Annotated in this window: 4 protein-coding genes; all 4 read left to right on the top strand. The window is 30.4% G+C overall.

What is annotated here, in order from left to right:
* The first annotated feature begins 468 nt into the window (after window positions 1–468).
* Window positions 469–1,908, top strand: a complete 1,440-nt coding sequence (gene pepD, locus BMW96_RS13440; RefSeq protein ID WP_092356997.1) for a beta-Ala-His dipeptidase — start codon at window positions 469–471, stop codon at window positions 1,906–1,908.
* Window positions 1,909–2,014: 106 nt separating this feature from the next.
* A complete protein-coding gene (locus tag BMW96_RS13435; RefSeq protein ID WP_092357000.1) occupies window positions 2,015–3,355 on the top strand; it encodes an MATE family efflux transporter in 1,341 nt (446 codons plus the stop codon).
* A 262-nt stretch (window positions 3,356–3,617) separates the two neighbouring features.
* Window positions 3,618–4,724, top strand: coding sequence for an alanine dehydrogenase (gene ald / locus BMW96_RS13430; RefSeq protein WP_092356995.1), 1,107 nt, complete (start codon window positions 3,618–3,620; stop codon window positions 4,722–4,724).
* A gap of 252 nt (window positions 4,725–4,976) precedes the next feature.
* Window positions 4,977–8,536: beta-N-acetylglucosaminidase domain-containing protein (locus BMW96_RS13425; protein WP_177165860.1), on the top strand; the 3,560-nt coding region annotated here is incomplete at its 3' end.

Here is an 8,536-nt window from a genome sequence, read left to right as displayed (position 1 = left end):
CTAACGGATAAATGAAACACCAGTCAATAGAGGCTTCTAATTTTCTAACCATATGATCAGCTGGAACAAGCTCATCAATAGTACATAAAATAATGTGATCATGTTTAGTTTTATTTACTGTCATTGTCATATTAATTTCCTCCAAATGTGCACTTATATTATACCATATCATGACTTCTTTATCTTAAACAAAAAAGTCGTGGAGCCTCAAAGTTTGCACACTTGGAACGAAGTCATCCACGACCACTGATATATTATCACATAAACAACAAAATAAAAAGACTGCTGACAATTTTTTATTTGTCAACAGCCTGAAATAATACTCATTATTAATATTTGTCTTTTCATAGATTAATCTCCCCTCATATATTAAATCTAACTTATATATATCATAACATATTTAAAATGGTTTGTTAAATGATTAGGGATTTTGTTATAATAAGGTCAATAAAAAGTGGAGGTTAAATAATGGCAGTTTTAGATACGAGTATTTTAGTTAATTATTATTTTGAAGAAATTTGTAAAATTCCTCATGGTTCATATAATGAAGTAAAAATAGCTGATTTTATAGAGAATTTTGCAAAAGAAAAAAATTTGAGATATTATCGAGATCATTTAAATAATATCGTTATTTATAAAGAGGCAACAATAGGTTATGAAACTCATGAAACAGTAATGTTACAAGCACACATGGATATGGTTAATGAAAAAAATAAAGATAGTGACCATAATTTTGATCATGATCCTTTAGATCTATATCTTGAAGATGGATTTATTAGTGCAAGGGGGACTACGCTAGGTGCTGATGATGGATATGGTGTTGCATATATGTTAGCTATTTTAAGTGATTTGGAAGTTAAAAATCCTCCTTTAGAATGTGTTTTTACAGTAGCTGAAGAAGTTGGATTAGATGGAGCTTTAGGTTTAGATACTGATGTATTAAAAGCAACTAGGATGATTGGTTTGGATAGTGAAAACGAAGGAGAGATTTGTACCACTTCTTCGGGTGGTTGTGATGTTGTAATAACAAAGAAGTTAAATTTTATAGATAATAATAATAGGACATATACATTATTGGTTAAAGGTTTAAGTGGTGGTCATTCAGGTAGTGAAATTCATCGAGGTAAGGCTAATGCTAATAAACTAGCCACACGAGTTATGTATGGAATGATAAAAGCTGATATGAATATTCGATTAATTGAAATTAATGGAGGTTTAAAAAATAATGCTATTCCACGTGAATGTGCAATTACTTTTACAACTACTAGTGAATTAAAGGATTTACAGGAAGTGGTTAATGAGTATCAGGAATATTTTGATGAAGAGTTTATGGTTAGTGATCCAGATATTAAATTAGAATTAACTATAAATGATAAAATTGGGTTACAAGCTTTAAGTGTTGAGGAATCAAAAGATATTATTAGATTATTAGTAGTATTAAAGAATGGTTTTGTTGAACGTTCTTTAGTTATTGATGATTTAACTACTATTTCGTTGAATATGGGAGTTGTAATGATTGAGAATAATCAATTAAAAATAGATTATTTATTACGTTCACCAATGAAGAGTGCAGTAAATAATTTGGTTGATGAATTAGAGATTATTGGAGAAGTATTTGGGGCTGTTACAAAAGCTGCTAATTATTATCCAGGATGGAATTATGAACAAAATTCAAAATTACGAGATTTATTTAAGAACTTTTATATACAACGTACAGGAAATGAAATTAGAGAAGTTGCTACTCATGGAGGATTAGAAACAGGTATTTTTAAAGGTAAAATGCCAGCTTTAGATATTATCACTATGGGACCAAATATGGCAGATATTCATACTCCTGATGAAAGGATGGAGATAAATTCATTTATAAACTGTTATGAGATATTAAAAGATTTTATTGCTGTATTGTAAACCAAGAGAAATCTTGGTTTTCTATTTTTGAAAAGAAATAATATTGAAAAGCAGAGCTAATAGTAATAGAATGGATGCATTATAAAAGATGAAAGAGGGAAAGATTGTGTTTAAAATGAAAGTAGATTTAACAAAAGGACCAATTTTAAAATCTTTACTAATTTTTACATTTCCACTGTTTGTAGCTAATGTTTTTCAACAGCTTTATAATACGATGGATACAATGATTGTAGGGAATTTCTTAGGTGATACATCATTAGCTGCTATTGGTGCATGTGGAGCTATTTATGAATTGTTAGTAGGTTTTGCTTTAGGAGTAGGTAATGGTTTAAGTATTGTTACAGCTCGTAGTTATGGAGCTAAAGATAATAAAATATTGAAAAAAACGGTTGCTGGTTCAATAGTAATTGGAATATTTTTGATAATAGTCTTAATGTTATTTTCACTATTTTGTTTATATCCTTTATTGGAGCTATTAAATACACCAGCTAACATAATTTATGAAGCTTATAACTATATTTTTATAATTACAATTTTTGTTGGGGTGATGTTTGCATATAATTTGTGTGCAGGGTTACTTCGAGCTATTGGTAATAGTTTAATGCCTTTAGTTTTTTTATTAATTTCGTCTGTATTAAATGTGGGTTTAGACCTATTATTTATTACACAATTTGATATGGGAATTCAGGGGGCGGCAGTTGCGACAGTAATAGCTCAAGGGGTATCGGTAATATTATGTCTTTATTATATTTATAAAAAATGTCCAATTTTAATTCCTGGCAAAGAAGATTTTAAAATAAGTAAAAAATTATATCGAGAATTAGCTGGACAAGGTTTTTCAATGGGATTAATGATGTCAATTGTTTCTACTGGAACTGTTATTTTACAAACTGCAATTAATAAATTTGGTTATTTAATCATTGCAGGTCATGTTACAGCACGGAAACTAAGTAGTTTTTGTATGATGCCAGCAGCAACATTAGGATTGGCACTTTCTACTTTTGTGTCTCAAAATAAAGGTGCTGATCAAATGATGCGTATTCGTAAAGGAATTCGTTATGCTAATTTAATTGCAGTGGGATGGAGTATAATTTCAACAATAGTATTATTTTTAATTTCACCAATATTAGTACAATTGCTTTCGGGTTCTAATAATGCAAAAGTGATTGATAATGGCTCTTTATATTTGATTTTAAATGCACCGTTTTATTGTATGCTGGGGATGTTGTTGAATTTAAGAAATTCGTTACAGGGATTAGGACGTAAAGTTATTCCTTTAGTTTCTAGTGTTATTGAATTTTTTGGTAAAATTGTTTTTGTATGGCTATTTATACCAATGCTTGGTTATTTTGGAGTTATTATTTGTGAACCTGTGATTTGGTGTTGTATGTGTTTACAGTTAGCTTATTCGTTTTATCATGATTCATATATTAAAGGAATTAAGTGACAGATAAAGATTAGTTAATGTTTTTATATTTCTAATTATGTCTTTTAAGTTTGATGAAAAAGTAAATAGTATAAAAAGTACAGAGATGTACTTTTTATTTATGAAATATATAAATTAGTAAATAGATGTAAAAAGGGTCTTTATATAAGGTTAGTTGAATTTATGAATATTATTATTAATTTATTAATATAATGAATATGAAAAAAGTTAAATAAGAAATATATTAAAAAATAATGAGGTTGATGAAAGAGGGGATTTGACTATGATTATTGGAGTTCCTAAAGAAATTAAAAATAATGAAAATAGGGTTTCAATAACACCAGCTGGCGTATTTACATTATGTAAGGCTGGACATCAAGTATATATAGAAACTAAAGCTGGAATAGGAAGTGGTTTTAGTGATGATGAATATAAAAATGTTGGAGCAAAAGTTTGTACATGTGATGAAGTTTTTGCCCAGTCTGATTTAATTGTTAAGGTAAAAGAATATTTAGAATGTGAGTATAAATTTTTAAGAGAGGATCAAATAGTTTTTACTTATTTGCATATTGCAAATGATTTACCATTTGCCCAGGCTTTAATTGATTCAAAGACAACAGCAATAGCTTATGAAACTGTTGAGTTTAATCATGATTTACCTTTACTTACACCAATGAGTGAAGTGGCAGGACGTATGGCAGTTCAAATTGGAGCTAATATGCTTCAAAAAGGAAATGGTGGCAGTGGTTTGTTATTAGGGGGAGTTCCAGGTGTAATGCCAGCTAAAGTTGTGATTATTGGTGGTGGTAAAGTAGGTTTAAATGCTGCCAAAATCGCTTGTGGATTAGGTGCAAGTGTAGAGGTTTTTGATATTAGTGCAAAGAGAATGGCTTATATTGATGATATTAGTAATGGTAGTATTCATACTATTTATAATAATGAATACAGTTTGCAGGAAACTTTAAAAACAGCTGATTTAGTAATTGGGGCAGTACTTATTCCTGGTGCAAAAGCACCAAAACTAGTAACAGAAGATATGGTTAAAACAATGAAAGAAGGTAGTGCTATTGTTGATGTGGCTATTGATCAAGGCGGATGTATTGAAACTTGTGATCGTATTACAACCCATGATAATCCTGTTTTTGTAAAACATGGGGTACTCCATTATTCTGTTGCTAATATGCCAGGAGCAGTACCTAGAACCTCAACGGTTGCTTTGTCTAATGCTACATTACCATATATATTAAAACTTGCTGATAAGGGGTTAGGAGCATTAAGAGATGATCCTGGATTTATGAAAGGTTTAAATACTTATCAAGGATATTTTACTTGTAAAGCAGTTGCAAAAGCACTTGGAGATAAATATAAAGATTTTAGTGAGTTTCTATAGAAAAGTATGAGTTATAATAATTTTTATTGTATTTAATAAATAAAATAGTTGATGTTATTTTGGTAAAGTGTTATTATTGTAGTAGATGGCTAATATTTATAGGATTGTTACTTTAATTAGGCAAGACCGTAATAAATTATACTTTTAGTATAAATTTTTACGGTCTTTTATATTTTCAATCCAAAATATTTTATGAAGGAGGGACATATTGAGTTAATTAGCCAAAAAGATAAAAGTAGGAGAGAAATGAAAGTGAAAAGTAAAGCGGGAAAAGTTTTAAAAAGCACATTAGCAGCGTCGTTTGCTTTTTCTTTGGTAACTGCAAATCCAATTCAGATTTTGGCAGCACCTAAAGAAGTTAATGATGTTAAAGTGGATGTTTATCCTAAACCACAAGAGATTTCATATATTTCTGGAGAAGGAATGAAATTAGAAGGTGAGGTCAATGTAGTATTCCATGGAGATCAAGTACCAGCTACATTAACTAAATTGGAACAATTATTAAAAGAAAACAATATTAGTTATTCTATTTCTAATGAAATAGATGACCAAAAGGCCAATATCTTAATTTCATCTAGCAGTGATCATTGTGATGAATGTACTGAAAATTTAGGTGGAAATACTGAAGCTTTAACAGAAGAACAAGGTTATATATTAAGTGCTAGCAATGATGTCAATGAAAAAGGTGAAATTAAAATTATTGGGGCAGACAGTGATGGGGCTTATTATGGTCTTATGACTTTGACACAAATGTTAGAACAACAAACTGCAGATGGGAAAATTGCAGAAACAGTTATTTCTGATTATCCAACTGTTAAACTTAGAGGGTTTGTAGAAGGATTCTATGGTTACCCTTGGAGTTTTGAAGATCGTTTATCACTAATGAGTGAATCAAGCAATTTCAAAATGAATACATATATTTATGCACCAAAAGATGATCCATATCATAAAGATAGATGGCGTGAATTATATCCAGCTGATAAAGCAGAAGAATTACGTCAATTAGCAGAAGAAGGTAAAAAAGATAACATGAGTTTTTGCTGGAGTGTGCATCCAGGTTATGGTTTTAATTATAGCAATGACGATGATTATAATGCATTGATTAATAAATTTGATCAATTGTATGACTTAGGAGTACGTCAATTTGGAATCTCATATGATGATTTAAGTGGTTATGTAAGCGGACAACAGCACGCTGATTTAATTAATCGTGTAAATCGTGAGTGGGTACAAGTTAAAGGTGATGTAAAACCATTAATCGTTGTAGGAACTCGTTATTGTAATGGTTGGGGACCAAGTATGTCATCATATTTTAGACCATTCTGGCAAACATTAGATAGTGATGTTGTAGTAATGTGGACAGGTGCTAATACGATGTCAGCAATTACTAAAGATGCATACAATTGGCCAAAAACACAAACAGGTGTAAATGATAAAAATCTTGCAGCTTGGTGGAATTATCCAGTAAATGATTATTGTGACGGTAACTTAATGATGTCACCATTAGAAAACCTAGATAATGATGTTGACAATTTAAGTGGTTTCTTCTTAAATCCGATGTCACAAGCTGAAGCTAGTAAAGTTGCTATTTTCTCAGGTGCTGATTATTCATGGAATATTGGTGGTTTTGAAAAAAATAGTAGTTGGACTAGAGCAATTGAAGAATTAGTACCAGAAGCTAGTGAAGCTTTCCAACGTTTTGCTGATAATATTTCATATATTAAAGATGGATTTGAGTTTGATGAATCAAGATACTTAGTTGATACAATCGAAGCATTTAAAACTGCACTTCAAAATAAAGAAGGAGTTATTGAAGCAGCAACTGCTTTAAAAGCAGAATTTATGACAATGAAAAATGATGTTACTGCTTTAAGAAATGTAAATGATTCAAATTTATATGATGAAATTGAACAACATTTAAATGCCTATGAAGCAGTAGCAGAAGCAGGAATTGCGAGTATGTCAGCATTTATTGATGCAGAAAATGGGGATATTGATTCTTGTTTAACAAATATTAATACTACAGAAATTAAGTTAAAAGAAGCAGAAACTTATAAGGTTGAAAGTCTTGAAACAGATGGAACAAGAATGAATGTAGTTAAAGTTTGTGAAAAACGTGTTAAACCTTTACTAGTAGATTCTGTTGATCAAATTAAATCAAATTTAATGGAAAATGTTTTCCCTGAAAGCCAGCCATATGTAATTGGAACAATGGCAGGAATTGCTGATAAAACAGTTTCAATGAATAAAGGAAATTATGAAGTAAATTCAATTAATGGAACAATGAAACCAAATGAGACTGTTGGTATTGCTTTACCAAGAGTTATGAAAGTATCAGAAATTTCATTAGAAGCTGATAATCTTGAAAATTTAGAAGTTCAATATTCTGTTAATGGAGTTGAATGGACTAGTGCTCAAAGTATAATTGAGGATGGAGTATTAAAAGCTGCTATTAATGCTACAGCAACATATGCTAGAGTTGTAAATAAAGCAGATAGTAATATTAATATTACAATTGATAAATTCAAAGTAGCTCCAGTATACAATACAGGAATTAAAACAGTAACAACTGATTTAGGAACATATGGCAACAATGTTATTGAAAATGCTATTGATGGAAATATCAGAACAAAATTCTATTCTAGTGCTGGTGCAACAGTAGGAAGTTATGTTCGTTTTGATTTAGGAAAAGAAGTTCCTTTATACGATGTAGCAATATATTTTGCTGGTAATCCAAAAGGACCAAGCTATGGTATTGATGGATTTGCAGCAACTAAATTAGAAATTTCAAGTGATGGTGTAACTTGGACACAAGTTGGTGATGTTATTAAAGATGAAAATTATCAGTCAAAAACTGTAGATGGTCAATTAGTAAGCGAAGCTGGATACAATGCAGATGGGCAAATGGCTCGTTATATTAGGTTCATGGCAACTGAAGCTAGTGATAACTGGGTACAAGTTTTTGAAATACCATTTAATCAAACTGTTAATGTATTAGGTGATGATAGTGTTAATATTGTTGATACAACAATTACTTCTGGTAATGTAGCAAATTTATATGACCGAGATTTAACTTCTGCATTTTCACCTGATAGTGTAAATGATGGAGATACATTGACTTATGCAATGAACTCAATTATTAATGTTGGATCATTAATGATCATGCAGGATCCAACTGCAATTAGTAATGCAACTGTTAGCGTAAAAGATATTGATGGAAGCTGGAGTGATATTGGTACTTTAGATAATGGTACAAATACATTTAATGTAAATAAAAATATTTTAGAAGTTAAATTAACTTTCCATGAAGGAAATCCAACTCCTGTTATTTATGAAATTATTGTAAAAGAAAGAGTAGATGCTGAAGAAACTAACAAAGATGCTTTAGAAATTGCTGTAGAATTAGCAGATGAGGTAACAGAAGAAGAGTTACAAAATGTAGTTCCTATAGTTGTTGCTGAATTTAGAGCAGCTCATAATTATGCTAAAGAAGTTTTAAATGATTCTTTGGCAAGTCAGGAAACAATTGATCTTGCTTTCACACGTTTAGCAAATGCAATGCATATGTTAGAGTTCTATAAAGGGGATAAAACAGAATTACAGGCATTAGTTACTAGAGTAGAAAAATTAGAAGAAGGTAACTATACATCAGAATCTTGGGCTCCATTTAAAGAAGCGTTAGATGCAGCAGTAGCAGTTATTGGGGATGATAATGCATTAGAACCAGATGTAGAATTAGCGTATAAGAATTTAAGTGAAGCATTTGCAAACTTAAAATTAGCAGCAGATAAGACAAGACTACGAAACTTTGT

The sequence above is a fragment of the Thomasclavelia cocleata genome, assembly GCF_900102365.1.
In the GTDB taxonomy this organism is placed as follows: Bacteria; Bacillota_I; Bacilli_A; order Erysipelotrichales; family Coprobacillaceae; genus Thomasclavelia; species Thomasclavelia cocleata.
Note: the sequence above shows the minus strand (reverse complement) of the source record. Positions and strands in the feature narration are given on the sequence as shown.